Annotated in this window: 18 protein-coding genes; 8 read left to right on the forward strand and 10 right to left on the reverse strand. The window is 38.4% G+C overall.

The window, feature by feature from the left end; genetic code table 11:
- Nucleotides 1-714: 714 nt before the first annotated feature.
- The 5 genes from BVC89_RS14735 (at nucleotide 715) to BVC89_RS14755 (ending at nucleotide 11,061) form a co-directional block, all read left to right on the forward strand.
- Entirely contained in the window at nucleotides 715-2,565 is a 1,851-nt protein-coding gene (locus BVC89_RS14735; RefSeq protein WP_086931923.1) for a thiamine pyrophosphate-binding protein, read from the forward strand.
- 508 nt (nucleotides 2,566-3,073) lie between these two features.
- The gene (locus BVC89_RS14740) at nucleotides 3,074-4,126 is read left to right on the forward strand and encodes an ABC transporter substrate binding protein (RefSeq protein WP_086931924.1); all 1,053 of its coding nucleotides are present in this window, start codon (nucleotides 3,074-3,076) and stop codon (nucleotides 4,124-4,126) included.
- Between the two features lie 39 nt (nucleotides 4,127-4,165).
- Nucleotides 4,166-6,991, forward strand: coding sequence for a response regulator (locus BVC89_RS14745; RefSeq protein ID WP_086931925.1), 2,826 nt, complete (start codon nucleotides 4,166-4,168; stop codon nucleotides 6,989-6,991).
- A gap of 1,539 nt (nucleotides 6,992-8,530) precedes the next feature.
- Nucleotides 8,531-9,970, forward strand: coding sequence for a carbohydrate-binding protein (locus BVC89_RS14750; RefSeq protein ID WP_086931926.1), 1,440 nt, complete (start codon nucleotides 8,531-8,533; stop codon nucleotides 9,968-9,970).
- A 218-nt stretch (nucleotides 9,971-10,188) separates the two neighbouring features.
- Nucleotides 10,189-11,061, forward strand: a complete 873-nt coding sequence (locus tag BVC89_RS14755) for an alpha/beta fold hydrolase (protein WP_086934627.1) — start codon at nucleotides 10,189-10,191, stop codon at nucleotides 11,059-11,061.
- A gap of 53 nt (nucleotides 11,062-11,114) precedes the next feature.
- Here BVC89_RS14755 and BVC89_RS14760 read toward each other — a convergent pair whose 3' ends face one another.
- From BVC89_RS14760 to BVC89_RS14770, 3 genes are all read right to left on the reverse strand, one after another.
- On the reverse strand, nucleotides 11,115-11,510 hold the full coding sequence (locus BVC89_RS14760) for a hypothetical protein (RefSeq protein WP_086931927.1): 396 nt from the start codon (nucleotides 11,508-11,510) through the stop codon (nucleotides 11,115-11,117).
- 1,187 nt (nucleotides 11,511-12,697) lie between these two features.
- Nucleotides 12,698-13,429 (reverse strand): TIGR04283 family arsenosugar biosynthesis glycosyltransferase, encoded by a 732-nt coding sequence (locus BVC89_RS14765; protein ID WP_158657956.1) that lies wholly within the window; start codon nucleotides 13,427-13,429, stop codon nucleotides 12,698-12,700.
- Nucleotides 13,426-14,091 (reverse strand): hypothetical protein, encoded by a 666-nt coding sequence (locus BVC89_RS14770; protein ID WP_086931929.1) that lies wholly within the window; start codon nucleotides 14,089-14,091, stop codon nucleotides 13,426-13,428. The genes BVC89_RS14765 and BVC89_RS14770 overlap by 4 nt, the downstream gene beginning before the upstream one ends.
- 31 nt (nucleotides 14,092-14,122) lie before the next feature.
- Here BVC89_RS14770 and BVC89_RS14775 point away from each other — a divergent pair, with 31 nt between their 5' ends.
- Genes BVC89_RS14775 through BVC89_RS29790 form a run of 3 tightly spaced genes read left to right on the forward strand, consistent with a single transcriptional unit; the run spans nucleotide 14,123 to nucleotide 15,635 of the window.
- Nucleotides 14,123-14,788: a DUF547 domain-containing protein gene (locus BVC89_RS14775; protein ID WP_158657957.1), complete on the forward strand. Its 666-nt coding sequence runs from the start codon at nucleotides 14,123-14,125 to the stop codon at nucleotides 14,786-14,788.
- 1 nt (nucleotide 14,789) lies between these two features.
- Nucleotides 14,790-15,425 (forward strand): hypothetical protein, encoded by a 636-nt coding sequence (locus BVC89_RS14780; RefSeq protein ID WP_086931931.1) that lies wholly within the window; start codon nucleotides 14,790-14,792, stop codon nucleotides 15,423-15,425.
- A gap of 45 nt (nucleotides 15,426-15,470) precedes the next feature.
- Nucleotides 15,471-15,635: a hypothetical protein gene (locus BVC89_RS29790; protein ID WP_158657958.1), complete on the forward strand. Its 165-nt coding sequence runs from the start codon at nucleotides 15,471-15,473 to the stop codon at nucleotides 15,633-15,635.
- An 89-nt stretch (nucleotides 15,636-15,724) separates the two neighbouring features.
- Here the strand turns inward: BVC89_RS29790 and BVC89_RS14785 are convergent, their stop codons facing one another.
- The 7 genes from BVC89_RS14785 to BVC89_RS14815 all read right to left on the reverse strand — a co-directional run bounded on the left by BVC89_RS14785 (nucleotide 15,725) and on the right by BVC89_RS14815 (nucleotide 20,701).
- A complete protein-coding gene (locus BVC89_RS14785; protein WP_086931932.1) occupies nucleotides 15,725-16,135 on the reverse strand; it encodes a rhodanese-like domain-containing protein in 411 nt (136 codons plus the stop codon).
- Between the two features lie 14 nt (nucleotides 16,136-16,149).
- On the reverse strand, nucleotides 16,150-16,944 hold the full coding sequence (locus tag BVC89_RS14790; protein WP_086931933.1) for a sterol desaturase family protein: 795 nt from the start codon (nucleotides 16,942-16,944) through the stop codon (nucleotides 16,150-16,152).
- A gap of 104 nt (nucleotides 16,945-17,048) precedes the next feature.
- Entirely contained in the window at nucleotides 17,049-17,243 is a 195-nt protein-coding gene (locus BVC89_RS14795) for a YgaP family membrane protein (RefSeq protein WP_086931934.1), read from the reverse strand.
- Between the two features lie 152 nt (nucleotides 17,244-17,395).
- Nucleotides 17,396-18,052 (reverse strand): Crp/Fnr family transcriptional regulator, encoded by a 657-nt coding sequence (locus tag BVC89_RS14800; protein WP_086931935.1) that lies wholly within the window; start codon nucleotides 18,050-18,052, stop codon nucleotides 17,396-17,398.
- Nucleotides 18,053-18,066: 14 nt separating this feature from the next.
- A complete protein-coding gene (locus BVC89_RS14805; protein WP_086931936.1) occupies nucleotides 18,067-18,495 on the reverse strand; it encodes a DUF6691 family protein in 429 nt (142 codons plus the stop codon).
- Nucleotides 18,496-18,563: 68 nt separating this feature from the next.
- Nucleotides 18,564-18,977 carry a YeeE/YedE family protein gene (locus BVC89_RS14810; protein WP_245929089.1) on the reverse strand — a complete coding sequence of 138 codons (414 nt, stop codon included), beginning with the start codon at nucleotides 18,975-18,977 and terminating at the stop codon, nucleotides 18,564-18,566.
- Nucleotides 18,974-20,701 carry a SulP family inorganic anion transporter gene (locus BVC89_RS14815; protein ID WP_086931938.1) on the reverse strand — a complete coding sequence of 576 codons (1,728 nt, stop codon included), beginning with the start codon at nucleotides 20,699-20,701 and terminating at the stop codon, nucleotides 18,974-18,976. Before BVC89_RS14815 ends, BVC89_RS14810 begins: the two co-directional genes overlap by 4 nt.
- Nucleotides 20,702-20,705: the final 4 nt, after the last annotated feature.

Here is a 20,705-nt window from a genome sequence, read left to right on the forward strand (position 1 = left end):
ACATTTACTAAATATTCATAATAACTTTGAAGCTTCTCATAGCCCGCCTCAAACTTCTTCGCGATGCCAGTAAAATAAAACTCTCCACATAGAATAAAAAAGCTTTTAGATTTTTATTATAAAATATTATATGTTAATTCGCGCCATTGGCGGCGCTCGACATTAGCTGCTGTTTGGCGCAAGAATCATTTTTTATTTTTTCTTCGATGAAAATTTATTTGCTATAAATCATTTTAAACAAAAGTGTTTCAAATATTACATCTGCAAGCGATTGATTTTATTTGGACGACACGATACGATTAAAAGGATAATTTTGTTTAATCTAAATAATACTACTTTGGTAATGGTTTTATTTGCAGTAGTAGTTTTATTTGATCAATAGATAAATTTAATATTGAGCTGTTTCAGATATTAAGTTATTTCGGGTATTAAGTTGTTTCAGATAATAAGTACAAATGAATTGTTTATCAAAAATAATTTTGTAATAGTTTAAAGCCAATGTGAGGCTTAAATTATATTATTTAAGGGGCTTTAGGGAGTTGGATTGAGGCTTGGAAGAGTTTTAGATAGGATGTTGATTAGGATAACGCTACTTCGAGATAGCTTTTATTGGCAATTAACTTGCTGGTGATTAGCTTTTTGTTACTCATTACTTATCGTGCTTTCAATTCAAATTGTAATCTTTATTGCGGCTATAAATTAATTTAAGAAATAATGTTGCTGTCAGTGAGCATTGCTTCTTATATTTGTTTAACAGTTAACTTTGAGGATCGAGCTATCGAAAGTTATAGTTTGACTGCCGGTGACGTACTCATTGATTATTTGCACAATATTGGTGTGGAATACGTTTTTGGCATTCCTGGTGGAGCAATTGAACCTTTATTCGATTCGTTAGCGCGAAGCGAAAGGCAAGGAAAAACTAAAATCATTGTCACTCGCCATGAAACAGGGGCTGCGTTTATGGCCGATGGCTATACGCGTTCGTGTGGTAGATTAGGGGTTTGCTGTGCGACAACAGGCCCCGGTGCTACCAACTTAATTACAGGTGTAGCGGCGGCTTACGAAAATTCTATTCCAATGTTGGTTATCACCGCTCAAACAGCATTAAGCAACTTTGGTCGTGGAGCTTTTCAGGAATCTTCAGATACCGGCATTAATATTATCGGTATGTTTAAACATTGCACAGTTTACAACACCATGGTTAGCCATGTAGACCAGCTGCAGCAAAAGTTAACCGCTGCGATAATGATGGCAATGAGCGAATCTCGTCCAACACATATCAGTATTCCCATCGACGTGTTAAGAACCCCTGCGGATAAGTTTCCTCATTACCAAACACCACTCTCACTCATTACTCCAGAAGGTAATGCCGATAAAAAAACGTTAGATAGTTTATATGACAACATTATCAGAGCAAAAAAGATTGTATTTATTGTTGGAGTGAAGTGTTACGACGCTGTCAGTATTATAGAAAAGATTGCCTTTTTGTTAAATGCGCAAATGGTGACAACCCCTGATGGGATGGGGCTAATTAGCGTTGATCATCCGCTTTATCGAGGAGTTGTCGGATTCGCTGGTCATGAAATTGCACACGAAGTTATGCTGGAAGAAGATGTAGATTTAATTGTTGCTGCCGGCACTACCTTAGGTGAGTGGTCAAGTAATGGTTGGGATTGGCAAGAACTTTTTAGTGATCGCTTAATACACGTCGACTCAATGATAAAGAATTTAACCTATTCTCCGATGGCTCGTTTGCATGTTCGGGGTGATGTTAAATCCATATTTGAGTCTCTACTTATATACTTACAAGAAAATTATCGAAAAGCTCAAACGAGCAATAATAAGAAAATATTTAAGGAATACATGGATCGTAAACTAACCGAGCACTTGGTGGCATCAGAGGATAAAATTAAGCCCCAGTTTCTAATGACATATCTTCCGGAGATGTTTCCTGTAGGTACTGGATATTTTGCCGATACAGGCAGTAGCATGGCTTGGGCAATACACTATCTCAACCCTCGAAATCAACGTATGTCCGAGCGGCGTGGTATCCACGATTATGATAAATACGCCGAGAGAATAAAGTCGGGGCGTCGTAAAAATAATGCTGATTTATTTCAAGTAACGATAGAGTTTTCTTCTATGGGATGGGCGATAGGGGCATCTATAGGTGCAGCCTTTGCCAATACTTCACGCCCCGTAGTATGCATTACGGGCGACGGTAGTATGCTGATGAACGGCTCGGAAGTTACTGTAGCCTTACAACACAATTTACCTGTTGTGTTTGTTATATTGAATGACAGTGCACTAGGGATGGTGAAGCACGGTCAAAGAATGTCTGGGGCACAAATGATAGGGACAACCTTGCCAAGTGTTGACTTTTCTCTTTGGGGGCAGTCGATGGGGATTAAAAGCCATCTTATAAAGTCGCCACAAGATCTACAACAACTTTGCTTTGATCACAACACTCTGAGTAAGGGCCCGATATTATTGGATGTTAGGGTGGACTGTGAGGAAGTGCCTCCTATTGGTGTCAGAATTAAAGCGCTGAACAAAGCGAATTAGAACTTTAGTTTTATATTTTTAATTTCCTTTAGTTATTATGCTGCCATTTTCTATTTGATGTTCTCTAAAAGTTGCATTCTACATTCGCAGAATGGTTTATATGCTTCAGCTTGATATATGTATTAGTAATATAAAGCGTATTCTATAGGCTTTCCTTAGATGATAATGGGGCCCCATGAGAACCGCGGGAATCAATCATTAGAAGTGCTTTTAGAGGCAGTTGTTAATGCCTAATAGTAGCAGCGCCACTCTTTTTTGAAAACCGCGCCTGTTCGCGTGGTTTCTTTTATCAACTATCAATTTTATATCTATACTCAAGTTAACTGTCCCATAGACGGGCAGCTTATTATGCTCGTGGGTGTTTAATACTAATGATTTTTAGTCAAATATATATAGTAGGGCATAGTGGTTATCTGGGATTTAAGCGCCTGTCTTAATAAGGTTTTACAAGATGGCAATTTGTTTTTAAATCGTATGAGTTTTCAAACAGGAATTCTATCGCCGTTCTATGAAATTGAAGTTTTTTAGGCAAGCAAAACCTTACCCAGAGGAGAGTCATTGTAAAACTTCAGTAGGCGCTCATCGGATAGAATATCGTTTCTCAAAATTCTTTTCTCACTTGACTTATGTTTTTTTATTGCTAGTTAGTATCTTCCTTTCTGTTAACGTTTCTTTGACGTTTGCAGGGGAAGACGATGTAGCCGTTGTATATCCTAAAGTTAGAGCTCCTTACAACAAGATATTCCTTTCGATAATCGATGAAATAAAAGCGTCGACAAATAATAATGTTCTAATGTACGAAGTGGAAAAAGGTGCAACCTCAGAAAAGCTTAAAAAATGGATAGATAAAAAGAAGGTGGTCAAGGTTGTTGGTCTAGGTAATAGGGGAGTTAATATAGTTTATCAATTAGAAAATAAGGATGATTTATCGATAGTCTTTGGTGTGTCGGCCATTAACCCAGACAAGTCACGGGATTTTTTTGCTATCTCACTTGTGCCTGAACCTAAAAAGTTATTTCAAGAGCTTGGCACTGTCAATCAAGCTATTAAAACGATATATGTGGTTTTTGAAGAAGGGAAACAAGATGAACTTATGGATATCGCTGCATTAAGTGCACATGATTTAGGTTTTAACCTAGTGACTTTGGGGGCGTCAGATGTTGTCGAAATGGCTGAAATGTACCGTAGTGTTCTAAGAAAAATAAACCCTAAAACCGAAGCTCTCTGGATGGCAAAAACGGGAAAGTCTATAGAAAAAGCCATACTAAATGAAATATTACGAGATGCTTGGAAGAAAAAATTTATTGTTTTTTCAAGTAATTTAACTGATGTAAAAAAAGGCGCACTATTTTCTTTGTACCCAAATAATAAGAAAACGGGTGAATATTTGATTGAAATATTAAACAACATTCATAGCAATCCTGATATAGAGCCGCATGTTGTGCTCTCCAAAGAGCTAAATGCTGGTCTTAATATCCGTACTGCCTCTCATTTAGGTATCCATTTTGATGAAGATAAAAAAAGGCGGTACTCCCTTATTTTTCCACCGCAACTGAAATGAGAAAACTTCGAAATGAACATTATATCTTAAGTGGCAAAAATGTTTAGCAAATTAAAATTTCAACATCAATTAAGTATTATCTTTAGCGCAGGTATTTTAATTTTGGCTTTTGTCTCGACGCTTGTAATTTCGAACGTCTCCTCACGAGCCATGTATAAAAGAATCGTTAGCGAAGGCTTGAAATTGACAGAAACTTTTGCTGAACAAAGTACACTGGCGCTTCTTTATCAAAGTCATGATGGCGCTGCAGAGGTGAGCGACGTATTTTTATCCTTTCCCGATGTTCTCGGTGTAGAGGTTATACAACGAGATATGACGGTGCTGTATAACGTTGGTAAATACTCGAAGAAACAAGATTCAAAACTGCTATTGCCCGGTGAATCATCATTATTATCAGAAGATAGCCGGGGCTGGGAATTTGTGTCTCCTGTGTATACTGGTCGGGAACAAGAGAGTCAGCAAGACGATGAAGGTTTGGATGATGTCTTCTATGAAGATCAGGATCTTGAAATTGAATCCGATGGTATCAGTGTTGATGATGATAAACAGCTAATAGGTTACGTCAAACTGTATATTGGTAAGGAATCTCTTAACAAGATAACGTCTGATATTTTTTCATACAACCTCCTTATTTCTATAATACTTGCTTTTATTTTGCTACTCACCCTTTTAGCTATTACTCAACGTTTGACTAATCCTATAAATAATCTATCTAGAACTATGAGGGCGGCTAAGGAAGGGGAGGAAGAGGTAAGGGCCACTTTGGGTGGGCCGAGAGATATCTTTGAGATGATAGAAGCTTTTAACTCGATGATGGATGTTCTGAATGATAGAGCGAAACAATTAAAACTGGCTAGAGATGAAGCTTTTGAATCTGCGCGGGCAAAGGGCGAGTTTGCTGCCAATGTTAGTCATGAATTACGTACGCCTATGAATGGCGTGTTAGGTATGCTTGAACTATTGCCCGATTACGGTCTAACGGAAACCCAATCAGAGTATGTCAGAATTGCCAAGAAGTCTGCTCAGTCGCTGTTGACCTTGATTGATGATGTATTGGCTTTTTCTAAAGGTGAATCTAAGCATGCTGTCGTTGAAATTTGTGAATTCAATTTGGTGGATTTACTCGATGATATTATTGCGCTGCTTGGCAGTAAGGCACAATCAAAGCGTATAGAGTTTTCTTATATTATCGATGCTGATGTGCCTAATCGATTATTTGGTGATGTTGAAAAAATACAGCAGATCTTAATAAACTTGGTAGGTAATGCTCTTAAATTTACTCAAGCGGGGTATGTGTATGTGGGTATCTCAGTTGAAAGTAATGACAACAACACCATTATTATCTTTAATGTTAAAGACACCGGGCTAGGCGTTTCAGATGAGGCGAAAGAGCGAATATTTGAAGCATTTTCCCAAGCTGATAATTCTACAACACGACGCTTTGGTGGCACAGGTTTAGGGTTATCAATTTCTCGCCAACTGGTATCCCTTATGAATGGCGAAATCGGGATTGATAGTGTGTTGGGTAGCGGCAGTAACTTTTGGTTTAAATTGCCCCTCGAGCCTGATGATAAGCACTATGTTGAAGAGGAATATCAAAACCTGACAAATGCCAAACTCGATATATTGCTCGTTAATGAGGAGCCCATATTAAGTAAAAGTATATGCAATATGTTAGAACCCTATGCGACTTCCATAGATGTAACCACGGCGATTACAGATACCTTGAGAAAAACAGAAAAGCCGCAGGGAGAAAATCTCAAATATGATGTGATTATCATTGATGAAGAGTTTAGTGAGTTTAATCGATTGATAGAAAAACTTGGCCAAGTATTGGATTTGCGCTCCATTTCAGTCATTGTGATGGCACAGCGTTCGGTAACCTCATCTTTTGTTAAGAATGTAGAAATTAATCATTATTTATCTAAGCCTATCAGGCGTAAGCAATTGTATGATTGTATGGTTGACGCGCTATATTGTGATGATCCCTCATATTCACATCGCGCCGAAAGTAACGTACATGTACTCGAAGTACCGAAAGAATCTTACGGTGATAAGAAAATATTGGTCTGTGAAGATAATGAAACTAATTGGTTAGTGGCAACTAGAATGCTTGAAACCCTAGGTTGCAATGCAAAGGTGGTTAATAATGGTAAAGAATGCCTGGATGAGCTTCGCAAAGAAACATATCATCTTGTGCTTATGGACTGTCATATGCCCGTAATGGATGGCTATGAAGCGACGATGAATATTCGTGAACAAGAGCAAGGAAAAGATGAGCATATCCCCATAGTCGCCATGACGGCAAATAACTCAAGTGGAGAAAAAGAAAAATGCTTAGCGCATGGTATGGACGATTATCTTCCTAAACCGCTGAGTCGTCTCGAATTAGGTGAAACGGTAGCACGTTGGCTAGAAGCAGATGCGAAGGAGCCCAGCACACTCTCATTGAAGAACAATACACGCGAATATGGTAATCAGTATATTCCTAATCGCCGAATAGAAGAGCCCAAAGCTGAAGAGGAGATTGAGCTAAAAGTGATAGATGCCAAGGTATTTGGTGAACTCAAGCAGCTTCTTGGTGATTCCATTAATGATGTAGTACGCAGCTTCCACGATCAATTAAAATCTAATTTAGAGCTGCTTGAGCAGGCAATTATTAATGACGATAGCGAACAGACCAGGCTGTTCTCTCATTCAATAAAAGGCAGTGCGAGCAATTTTGGTGCAGCTAAGTTAGTGGAATGTAGTTGGGAATTAGAAGCGCAATCGAGAGATGGTAACCTTGCTAATGCGATAGAGAAACTCGATAAAATCCGTGCAGAAAGTGATAAGGTCATCGATTATTTGCATGCATACTTATAAGGATTACCCTATTAATTACTAGTATAAGGTAATCATTGGTCGTTTAAGGCTTTACTTATACAGTCTTCCATATAGTTGTATAAATATATCATTGCATGAATATCATAAATGTTAAATATTGAAAGCCTAAATAAACTGACGTGATAGGAATACATGGGTTTAGATATCATATAGTCGAAGCCTTATAAGCACCTCTGCTAGAAAATAACATCACAATCGATTCAGAATTAACGTAATGGGTGTTCAGCTCATCCTAAGCTTCGTTTACCCTCTATATGAATGAATAAAACAATATCATTGTATATTTTTGGTATTGCCTATTTATGAAATGATCATTTTTCTATACATACCAGTTTCTATGCTGAATTTATTGCAGCGAATTACAATCAATAACTTTTTCAATAGATTGGGATGGAGCTAAATTTCCCCAAGTATTAACAGCGATTGAAAATGAAGTGCAAATTGAGAGTGTGAATTGAAAGTGCAATGAAAAAATGTGTGCCAGTACCGAATTAATTGTGATTGACCACAAATCTATATAAAAAGTAAAAGAGACGCATCATGCATTTTAAATGTATCATAGCCAAAGGGCCGAATATTTTCACTTCGATATATAACATCATCACCGGGCTCTCAAGTGCTTATTAAGCTCTTCTAATATACATAGATGATTAATCGTATTGTTATTAACGATATAAAGATTGTTGAAATAGTTTAGAGCCTGCTGAAGGCGCTTAGTGTTAAACCGCGTAGCGCTCTTCTAGTTCTCTAGAGAACACTTACAGATCTGTTTGTGAGAAATACTTGTCCATACGGTTATCTGGTTGATTATAAGGTGCATAAACTCTAGTAAAAACTTATATTATGAGTAATGTGCTTCAATAAATGTGCCTGTTGTTAGGCTATGAATAATTTCGTACATTTTTTTACATACTCTTAGTAAGTCGGAAAATCTATAATGTTATATCAAACAATCTATTTCTTGAAAACCTGACTACAGGTTTACAACAATCAAATATATGTATTCTGCTACTATTGCTAAATTTTTAACGTAAGGTTTGTTCGATAAAAACATTTAAGGTATGTGTTTTTATCGAAGAGATATATTTCTTATTATCTATTTCTTTGAAAACTGCGAAAATTTTACTTCTATATTTTAAGTGTTTTTTGGTTAGGTTTTTCTAATTTTTTCTTTTTTGAAAATAGAAAACATAGAGGGGATGGTTGTAAAAATACAAGTAATTATATTTTTTTAAGCCACATGAAAAAATATACTTGTAAGTTTTAAAAATAAATTATCAAATGTTTATTGTGATTTTCTAAGATATGATTTTGGTATGACCAAGAGCGAATATAGCGAATATTTTTTAGGAAAATATTTTATTAACTAGCTTTTAGGTTTTTCTTATACTTAATATATTAACGTTATCACGTTTTGGAAGCTCGACTAGTGTTTTAATGTTGTAATAATTAATTCTAAAAATTTAAATATTAAGATAAATTCAATTACAAGTAATATTTAACAACCGGGACTTACCTATGAAACCTTTGAAAAAAATGCTGCTATGTGTAGGGTTGCTGTTCATGACCGAGACCGCACTTTCACTTCCTACTCCTCCGGCCGGAAAGAAATGGCAACTTATCGATAACCTTTCTGACGAATTTAATAATGGCTTTAACACCAATAAGTGGGCAAAGAATACTCCTAATTGGGCTGGACGAAAGCCAGGGCTTTTCAAAACCAGCCAGGTGACGGTACAAAATGGTAATCTAAGAATTACAGCGGATATACTACCTCCTAATGAAAGAAGAAATGGTTGGACTCATGCAGGTGGTTTGGTTCGCTCCATCAATAAAGTACCCGCTTCATTTCGTGGCTATTTCGAAACAAGAATGAAAGCGAATAAAACGTTTATGTCCTCGACTTTCTGGTTAATTAATCATGCTAATGAGGAAACTGGTTGTAATCGCAGAGTAACAGAGCTGGATATCACCGAGACTGTGGGATTCAATTCCGGTGGTCAGAGCTGGATTAATAATACAATGAGGCGCATGAACTCAAATACTCACAGTCGCCGCGTTTCATGTGGTGATCCTGAAGGGCAGAAGGGTGGTGGTGCCAACCTTGGTGGCTTGGCTTCTGCTGATTACCACACTTATGGTGCTTGGTGGAAAAGTCCTACCGAAGTCATCTTCTACCTCGACGGTGTCGAGAAATTCAGAGTTAATCCTGCGGCTAAATTCAGCCTGGATATGTATCTTAGAATGGTTGTTGAAACCTATGATTGGAACCCGCCTCCCGCCAACGGCGGCATGAATGGCTCTTTCCAGGATCGAACTACTTTCTATGATTGGGTTCGTTCTTATCGACTCGTTGACGACAATGGTTCTGGCGGAGGTGGCAACACCGGTGGCAGAACATCTGTGCCCGCCAAGATCCAAGCCGAAGATTACAGCAAATTTTATGATACGACGCCAGGCAATGCTGGGCGCGCCTACCGTAGTGATAATGTCGATATTCAAACTACCACAGACGCCAATGGTGGATACAATGTTGGTTGGATAGATGGCAATGAGTGGCTCGAATTTCCTATCAACGTTACTCAGGCGGGTGAATATAGAATTGATGCCCGAGTGGCTTCTCAACCTGGAAACGGTATGTTTTCAATAGAAGTTGACGGTGTATCTCGCGGCAATGCTATAAGCGTTGAGTCTACAGGTGGCTGGCAAAGCTGGAAAACCAAATCCACTTCTATTGGTCAGCTTTCTACTGGCAATAAGACCTTGCGGATTCAAGTGCAATCGGGCAATTTCAATTTAAACTGGATTGATGTTGTGCGCACCGGCGGAGGTAGTATTATTGATCAGTGTGACACTACGCAGCAATGTAAGAACATTTTTGGTAACCGCGCTACTGATTGTAAGAACAGTAGAAGCAACGCTAGCGTATGTATGTGCGGATCTTCACCTTGTAACTAGTTAACTATCTGTTATTCGATAAACCTATAGTGGTATCACTATAGGTTTATTTCGTTTTCAGCGTTTTTCTCCCTCGCGCTATTTTATCAGCGAATTCTATTTTTTAGCGTTTTCCTGCAGACCCTAAGTGTTTCTGCTATTCTTGCCTTTTTTCTGTGTCTTTTAGCTCTTTAGCAGAAGGTTCACCTACTCCTATCACAATGTATGAGAACAATAATATGATGAAACAAAGTGTCAGTGAATGGGAAAAGGGAGGACAATATTTTAACTTTCAAGATCATGAGATATTTTACCGGTTTCACGCTAATAAAGATGCTCCAGTACTGCTATTAGTTCATGGTTTTCCCACATGTAGTTGGGATTGGTCTAAAATCTGGGCTGACTTACAACAACATTTTCAATTATTGACGGTGGATATGCTGGGTTTTGGGTTTAGTGATAAGCCTAGACAAAAGTACTCTATCATGCAGCAAGCGGATATATTTGATGCAATCTTGGCGCGTTTGGGTATAGATCATTTTCATGTAATGGCTCACGACTATGGTGATACGGTTGCTCAAGAACTATTAGCACGTCATCAGCAGACGGGTAGGGTATTGAGTGTTGTTCTGAGTAACGGTGGATTATTTCCTGAAATGCATCGACCTCTTCTGTTGCAAAAGCTGCTTCTTAGTCCTATCGGTTTTTTAATTAGCAAATTAACAAATTATAAAAAGTTTAAAAAAAACTTTGATCATATATGTGCGAAGCCAATAAACGAAGAAGAGTTACAAAACTTGTGGCTGCTGATGAGATATAAAAACGGTACAACGAATTTTCATCGTATTATTTACTATATTCAAGAGAGGAAGAAATACCGAGAGCGTTGGGTTGGCGCTTTACAAAAAGCCTCGGTACCCTTGCATTTAATCGTAGGAGTGCTCGATCCTATTTCTGGCGAGCATATGGCAGCCCACTATGAGAAATTGATTTCTCAACCAGATATAACCCGCTTACATGATGTGGGCCATTATCCTCAGTTAGAGAGTGCCACAGAGTTTAGCCAAGCAGCCCTTTATTTTTGGCAAAATAAAGGGATTTTAAGTAAGTAAATGGCTTTATGTTGTGTATAGCTTATTAGAATAAGTTTTTATCTATGCCAGTTTTATATGACATAGTCGACTTTTCTATCCTGGTCTTTAATATCAAAATGGTCCGCTAAGGCAATGCATTCGTCAACATAACGAATACCTTGGTAGTAGCGAATTTTGGTTTTTTGCTCTTCAAACCAATCGCTATAAAATACACATTCCACCTCGTTTTTGCCTTGGTAATATTCTAACGAATTGCCATCCTCAATCTGAAACCAGTATAGTTGGCAATCATCCACAACATAACTGAGCCCTTTTTGATACAAGCCCTCAGTGAGGTTCCTTAATGCTGGGTCTCGCTGATCAATATTTGAATTTACCAAGCGCCTTTTATACTTGTGTGTTTCTTTGTAACCAAATGCGATTTCAGAGTCCACAAAACGTTTCAAGCGCACTGCAATATGTTTCAAACCTGCTTCTACCTCGATATAAACTTTGATTAATTTTTCTACTTTAAATAAGCCACACCAAATATCTTATTGTTTTACTTCAAGGTAAACCAATAAGGGTAACCCCGTATTCAAATGCTTTATAAAGTTATGTATACAGAGTACTGACGATTTTGTTCAGTTCCGTATAAGGGGTGTACAAATAACACCCAAACAACACACTAGTTGAGCACAGCCACGGCTGAGCTTCTCGGAAGTGGTTAAAATTTAACTAGTTGCGGTGTTGACGTTCGAGTCATATGGAGTATCACACATACTAGTATAAATGATATCAACTTTTTGGCATTGGTAAAATAACGAACACGGGAGGTCGAGCTGGCGGATTCTACTCTCAACGGAAGTAAAAAGATATTTTATATTGTACTTATTCTCTAAAATAATGAACATTTCTTCCGTACTTGCCCATTATTAATACACTTTATTGTTTTCATTGGCTATTTGGATAAATATATTTCAGTCTCTATTATGTATTTCTACACATGAATACGTGTATTTAATTCAAGCATAGGAAGTAGCGCTAAGAGGAGGATTTTATGAAACTGGTATTTGATAACCTTTCTTGGAACAAATAAGCCTGAAACCAATAGGATCTGGTGCAAATAAAACTCATACATTTGATCAAAAATCGAGATTTAGCACCTATTTCGTTGTCTACAGCATTAGTGCCTGTTTATAAATGTCGAGTTAGTTGTATAAAAAGACTTTTTATTTCATTTTGACCTTTAAATCTACGCTATTTTTTATTTTTTAACCCTTTAACTTTTTATGTTACAAATAGTGACATTATTTGCTTTTTTCTTGGCAAAGCTTATACGCCTTAGGCTGCCAATCAAGCATTGATGCTGATTAAGTCAGTAGATATTTGAAATGGTATATAAAAATCGTGGTTTTTTATTTTAACCTTTTCTATCATTTATTTTTAGCGACATACACTAAAAACAATACGGTGTTAATGGGTAGTAACAAGTTTATACCATGCAATTTATTCAATAAGCGCTGCTCACTTTAGCCTTAGCCAAATAAGTATATATAAATTACCTAATAACACGTGTTAATCTTTTCGACACTCGCTCTTTCCATCACTCGGTGACAACAAGATAATTGTTATCACCATATAAAATTGTATTTTTACTTAGAACAGCCAGAAATTACTTTTCAAGATTGGGGTAGGCTTTGGAGCGTTTGCGCTTTGAGTCGTAAAAATAAGCCAACCAGCTATCCGGGAGATGCAGATAGAACATAATATGAATCATGATCCAACCAACAATAATAGACTTTCTAGATCGCCCTTGAAAACGTCGAGAGGAGCTAACGATATGTGGATGATTAATGCAAGTGGTGGGCAACGAGTGTTTTTGCATGCGCCTGACTAGGGCATAATCTTCCATTAAGTCCTTGGCAGGAATACCGCCTAACTCATTTAAAATGTGTCTTCTGATAAATATCCCTGAGTCGCCATAGTAAAAACCACGGTCTCGTATATGGCTATAGAATCTATTTAGCCAAAGACTAAAAGGGTCGTTGTCGCTGAAAGTAATAGCAAAATTGCCACCAATAATCTGAGTGTTAGCTTTCAATGTTTCTATGATTACATCCACATGACGGCTATCAACGTGGCTATCGGCATGTAAGAACCAAAACACATCACCTCTAGCTTGTTGTACACCTAATTGCAGCTGACGACCTCGACTCGGGGGACAGGTGAAACAGGGTATACCAAAGCGCTGAGTAATATCTCGTGTACCATCGTCACTACCACCGTCGACGACGATAATCTCGATATCTGTTCTATGGTAAGGTAAGGTTTTAAGTAACTGTCCAATATTACTCGCTTCATTTAGAGTGGGGATAATTATGGATAGGTAAATGCTTTGACTCACGTTGTATGCTCTGATGAATGGCTGCAGTTACTAGCGATTAAGCTAAAGTATTTAACTTCTGCAATTATGTGTTCCATGCTATCTTCAGTATATGCCGATACGGCCAAGTAGCGCTTCTTTTGCGTCAATTCCGAGTTGACGTATCGTTGTATATCTTGTCTGAGGTTTGTACTTTCCTTATGCCATATATCGCCGATCTCACTTTCTTGTCGGCGTATATTGATATATGCACGCACCAACAGATACGGATTGGTGAATGTTTGTTGCCACTTAGGGGACAAACCCCAGTGGTCGGTGAGCATATATCCTGATGTAGGTATTGAGTGAGGCTTTTGTGATACTTCATTTTGGTGGTAATAGTAAAATGCCACGGCTTGTTTAGACTCCAATCTAAGCCTATTGTTTATGGGAATAAACACGGTTTCGGACTTCTTCTTTAATCCCAGTGTTTTCCAGTTACTGTCGAAACTTATATCGCTTATTTGGGTCTTTTTATTATCAGCTTGATGAATGTCATGTTGCGATGTTTCATCAGAAAAAGCAGTTATACTCGTTAGTAGTGCAACTATACATGCAAATATATATCGATAGGATGATGAGTTAATGAAAGCAGTCTCCTTTTTTTTTAAACGCTTTATAGTGTTGTTCTCAATATTACTCACAATGTTATGCTCTTTATATTCCGCCGCCGCGATGGCTTCAGAAGAGGCCTTTTCAGAACTGTTGAAAAACAATGTCAAAGATGGTTTTGTTAACTATAGTGCATTTGTTAATAACGAAGGCTTTAATAATTATATTAAAGATATCGCAAATAAAGAAATAACTGAAGATCTCTCCCTAGAAGAAAAGCTAGCATTCTACATAAATGCTTATAACGCATTGGCGATTAAAGGCATTATCGACGGTTATTCCCCATCTTCATTTACTAGTAAAGTACGTTATTTTTATTTAAATAAGTATAAAATTGCTGGCAAAAAAATCAATCTATATAATTTTGAACATAAAGTTATACGTCCTTTAGGGGAGCCTAGAATTCACTTTGCCTTAGTGTGTGCTTCACACTCTTGTCCAAAACTACGATCTGAAGTGTATCTGGCTGAGGATTTAGATCGACAGCTCAATGAAAATGCGATCGACTTTATTAACGATAAGGAAAAAAACATCTTTGATGCCAGCAAAAAGAAAGCAAAAGTATCAAAAATATTTGACTGGTTTAAAAAAGACTTCACCGAAAATATGAGTTTGCAGTCCTATATTGCGCAATATATGCAAGATGAAGAAATTAAGACGCTGTTATTGAATGATGATTTTAAAATTAAACATAAGAAATACGATTGGTCACTAAACGGAAAGAAATAGCGTGATCACTATAGCTAATCCAAGTATTGAAACTGAACACTTTCTTTTTGTACTTCTGGCGGGTGAGCGTCTCGCGGCATCGGTCAGTGCTAAACAGTCAAAGTTTTTGAAATCCAGTAACCCTAAGGTGTCACGCTTTTTAAAGGCACAGTCTCGACAAGAAAGCTTCCATGCCAGCGTATTTCGTGCCTCTTTATTATGGCTTAATCCTAAGTCACGCTATACGCATAAAGAGCATCCTATTCTCACCAATATGCAAAAGCAATTAGAAGATGCCATTGATCATGGAAGGATAGAGGAGAGCATTCTCGGTTTACAGGTAATGATTGAAGAACTTGGTGAGTGCGCACTGAATGATTTGGACATTACCTTAGAAAAATATCGCTTTGGTTTACATAAAGTCAGACGCATTATTTTAAATCAAGAGAAAGCACATCATACCTTTGGTGAACGCTATATTGCTGAGCAAAAATTTACCTTAGCATCTAGGCAAACGCTTCTGCGATCTTGTGATTCATATCTTGATGATATTGACACCTTACTTGCCGATATAGAACCGGCTCTCAATTCTCTCAATATTTCACCGCAAGACTATCTACAACGTATCTCGTCGTCTATTTATCAGGCTCTAAGCTAAACGGCCGGCGCTAATCTGTCTAACTATACATATGGAGTGGTATAGTTGGACAGGCTTAATACGCAGTCTGTAGGTGAAGGGGTGAGGGAGGCTCTAAGTGATGCGTTTGTATCTATTGGCTTGAGTGGCTCGAATACTCTAGCAGGCTTGGCTGTGCTTATTTCCTTGGCTCTAGGATTATGGTCAACAGCCAAGTTATTTCTTTTCTAAAACTACTATTAACCTGCAAAACATGGAAAATAGGTTTGTCAGGTTAATATGTCGAGCAGTCTAATGATGATGCTTAGGCTGCCCGTCAGCTATTTTTCAATCGTCTGGCTATTGGCTCGCCAAGCCCGGTAATCTCCTTTTAGGTGATATACTTTTGAATAATTTGCATCTTCTAAGTAATCAGTAACACGTCCCACGCGACCACCACTATGGCAATAAAATACAATGTCTTTATCAGCGAACTTATCCAATAAAGATATATTATCAAGTATTTGATCATGGGGAATATTTATCGCACCAGGTACGCGCCCACGCTTGAACTCCGATGGTGTACGAACATCGATAACAGTAACGTTTTTAGTATCCGCTGCGATTTTATCCTTAAACTCTTGCTGACTTAAATGGATTACTCCGGTATCGCCAGCCTTGGTAAATAGTGAATATACGAATAACATACATATTAAAGGTAGTAGTGTTATTGCTTTTTTGGATAGTGTCATAGTGATTAATCTATTTAATTAGGGTTATTTTTAAAGGGAAGTTTTAAACACCATACGATGGAGGAGGGGGAGTCATTTTGATATTCTGACAAACCAATTGTCATGTTATCTTGCCCTCCTTGAACATCTTTAATATAGGTGCGACATAATCTATCCCATACTGATAAGCAAAATCCGTAATTGCTGTCGGTTTCGTGAGGGAAAATAGAGTGATGAACTCGGTGCATACTTGGGGTCACAAACAATAGCCTTACGATTCTTTCAACGGCTAAAGGCAATTTAATATTTGAATGATTAAACATAGCTGAAGCATTCAGAATCACTTCAAAGGCGATCACTGCGAGGGGTAGAGGGCCTAAAATAACTACGATTAAGCATTTATATATCATTGAGAATAGGATTTCTATCGGGTGGAAGCGAATCCCAGTAGTTGCATCGATATCGCGATCACAATGATGCACTCGGTGTAATTTCCATAATAAAGGCAGTTTATGCGACAATACATGCTGCACATAGATCGCAAAATCTAGCAGTATTACACCAATTATAATGTCTAAATAAAGGGGCAGTGGCACCAAAGCGAGCAGCCCCCAACCATTGTCTAAGGCATATGCCGCAACTCCCACTGCTGTTATTGGACCTAATAATTTTAGGGCTAGGCTGTTTAAAAAAACTAACCCTAGATTGGTGACCCAGCGTCTGCTGCGGGTTTGTGTTCTCTTCTTATAAGGTAAGAGCGCTTCGATACTTATCATAAGTAGCAATACAATTAAAAACACACTTAAACGGACAGCGGTACTTTCTAACATCGATGGTACATCCTAAATTTTGAGATAGGGGCTACTTTATTCTGTTATTCTTAACTTTATAAACTCCTAACTCCTTAAATTCTTAACCGCCTACTCCTAAATCCTTACTTTGATTTAGTTAAGGTATTTATCTTAAATACACTGTACAGCGGGCAAAAATTTATAAAAGCAGTAATAATAAGAATAATGCCAACGTAGCCCCATAGAGTTTTCGGTCCAATAAAGGCTAAACTCAACAAGCATAGACCAACAATAATGCGTAAAATTCTATCGATACTGCCAACATTAGTAGTAAACATGATGTAACTCCTTCGAAGTAAATAGTGCTGCGACACATAAATATGTATTGCGTCTTGGTATTAATAGTCTCGCTACTAATACTCACATAGGCGTTTTAGTGAGTCATGTGATCAAGTTACTGTTGAGCTTTCTTAATTTTGCTTGGCCCTTATCAACAAGCCTTTGCATAGCGACTAAGGGCGTCTATATCAGTAATAATAATTTTGCCTCGTTGCTTTTTAATAACCTGTTCTGCTTCCAGCTTAGAGAGCTTTCTGGCAATCACTTCTCTTGCCGAGCCAATATCTTTGGCAATTTTTTCCTGGGTCATACTAACACAGTGGTTGGCATCACACTTCTCCAGCAGCAGTTTACTCATTTCTGCTGCGATATTACGTGATGTCATGCGGTCGATTAAGGAGACCAATGACGCGACGCGCTGGGCGTAATCTCGCAGTACAAATTGGCTGAATTCGTCTGATATCCGTAGTGCTTTCTCGAACTGATCTGAGGGTAGGGCAACCGCTTCTATATCTGTTTCTGCCAGCGCGCGTGCGGCATATATTTGATCACTCAGTAGTGCTGATGTCGTCAGAACACAAGTTTGATTCTCACTCATACGATATAGCAGAATGTCCCTTCCTGTACGAGACGTTAGCTCAACTCGCACTGAGCCTTTGGTTATAATTAAAAACGCTTTACTTAGATCTCCTGGACGAAACAAAGCATCGTTCTTTTTGAACTGGATGCTTTGGGCTCTTAAATCACCTGCGATAAAAAAATCTTCTTTAAGTCCAAGGTTGCCCATCGATGGGTGGAAGAAACTCATATTGATGCTCGTTTTTATGTGTGTGATACTTTTGTTCGGCTCGAAATCATATTAGCCGCTAGCATGCCGGCGCTCATCGCTAATAAAAATACCAAGGTTGTTGGTTGTAAGTACGCCAGAGCAGCTATTGCCGGCCCCGGGCAGTAACCATAAATACCCCAGCCTATGCCGAAGAGTAGGGCGCCTAAAATTAAATTTTTATCCACATCTTTTGTGCTAGGCAAATAAAACTCTTTGTCCAATAGCGGTGATTTGCCTTTCATAATAAAGCTAAAAGATAAGAGCGTTGTGCACAGTGCCGCAGCCATAACAAACATAAGATCGGGAGTCCAGGCGCCAAATACATCTAAAAAACCCAGCACTTTACTCGTATCCGTCATACCTGATAGAGCCAGTCCTACGCCAAATAAAATACCTGCAAGTAAAGAAAAGATATTTTTCATTTTGATATTCGTTTTGTTATGACCACCTCTGATAATTAGAAGTGGCTTTGTGTCTTATAAATTATTTTCTATGATGAGAAAAACCTAATTAAAGTTACGCTTATTATTCCAGCAAGCATAAAAATGATGGTTGCAATAATAGATCGCGGTGATAGGCGAGCAATACCACATACACCGTGGCCACTAGTACATCCACTACCTAGTTGAACACCTATGCCGACGATGAAGCCTCCAACTAATGCTGCAATATAAGAAGCATTCGCAGCAGGTGGTGGCATTTGACTGAGCCAATGGAACAGTCCAGCGCCTAGAGGTAAACCAAGTAAAAAGGCAAGGCGCCATAAGCCATCCTGCGGACGGCTTATGGCGGCCCAAAAAATACCGCTAACACCGCTAATTCTACCAAGTGCCCACAGCATTAATGTCGCTGCAAGCCCGATGAGTAAACCGCCAATAGAGGCGAGTATATAGTCGTTCATCATCTACAATTTATTTTATCTTTGAGTACTTCGTTTACTGCTTGAAATTGGGTTAAATATATATTACCCGAAAGCATTTTAGGAAAGCCGGACTTTTTTAATGCGTCCATAACCGGGCCTTTAACTTCGGACAAATGCAATGTCACACCTTGTGATGCTAGACGTGTATTAATGGTCTCCAAAGTCTCAAGTGCGCTGTAGTCAATTTCGTTAACTGCACTGCACATTAAAATAACATGGTAAATTTCGTCCCGTTGATAGATGGCACTGTAGATGGCATCTTCCAAAAAGTTTGCGTTAATAAAATATAAGCTCTCATCTATACGCAACGACAGCAAATGTGGATGGGTTTGCACATGGTAACGACGAATGTTACGAAAATGCTCTGTGCCTGCAACCAAGCCTACTTCTGCAATATGAGGTTTTGACGCGCGATATAGATGCAATAATATGGAGGCAATAATTCCTGCCGAGACACCTTTCTCAACACCGTAAAATAAAGTGATACAGACAGTGGCGCTGACGGCAAGAAAGTCATGTTTATCGTACTTCCAGGTCTTTTTAAAAATAGATAGGTCAATAAGCGAGATAACCGCGACAATTATCGTCGCTGCTAAAGTCGCTTTTGGTAAGTAAAATAGTACGGGAGTTAAAAACAGTGCGGCCAGACCAATGCCAATGGCCGCAAAAATACTCGCAGCTTGAGTGGATGCACCAGCATCAAAATTTACCACCGAGCGAGAAAATCCCCCGGTTACTGGAAAAGCGCCGGCGATCGCAGAGGCGATATTTGCACTACCTAAGCCAATTAATTCCTGATTAGGATCAATTTTTTGCCGCCGTTTTGCCGCCAAAGTTTTCCCTACTGATACCGACTCAATATAGCCTATGATAGAGATAAAAAAGGCTGGAAGAGTGAGGGTTTTCACCAATTCCCAGGATGGTAGAGTCAATGAAAAAGTGGGAAGGCCTGACGGAATATGGCCTACGAGAGCAACTTCATATGTTTGAAGATCAAAGATGTAGGCCACTAATATGGTACTAATGACAGCAATGATAGGTGATATTTTTGCTAAAAATAGGGTGGTTCTATCACTCAAGCCAAACGCCCTTAACATGGTCGTTGCATATTTTTTTGCGCAAATTAAAAACAATAATGCACACAAACCAAGAATTAATGTTATGACATTGGTCTGGTGAGCGTGGGTAGAAAAAGTATGAAGGATCTCACTTAGTGTATCCCCGGAGGCCTGCACACCAAAAATATGTTTTAGCTGACTAAGAGCAATAATAACCCCCGACGCAGTAATAAAGCCTGAAATAACCGAGTGAGATAAAAAGTTAGCGATAAGACCCAACTTTAGTATTCCCATTAACAACAACATGATGCCAGATAGTGCGGCTAAGGTGATGGCGGCATTAAGATATTCGCTACTACCTTGTGCCACAATATTTCCCAATGTTGTCGCGGTCATTAATGAAATAACAGCTACTGGGCCCACAGATAAAGTTCTACTGCTGCCGAGCAAGGCATAAATAACCAAAGGCGTGATACTGGCGTACAGACCAACTTCGGCAGGAACACCTGCCAAAATTGCATAGGCCAGAGATTGTGGAATTAATAATACCGTTACTACAAAGCCTGCGATTAAATCACTGACTAATAGGGATTTATTGTAGCTCGGTAACCACTTTAAAATAGGCAGATAATGAGATATGTTTTCCATTTTA

Source organism: Agarilytica rhodophyticola (assembly GCF_002157225.2).
GTDB classification, from domain to species: Bacteria; Pseudomonadota; Gammaproteobacteria; order Pseudomonadales; family Cellvibrionaceae; genus Agarilytica; species Agarilytica rhodophyticola.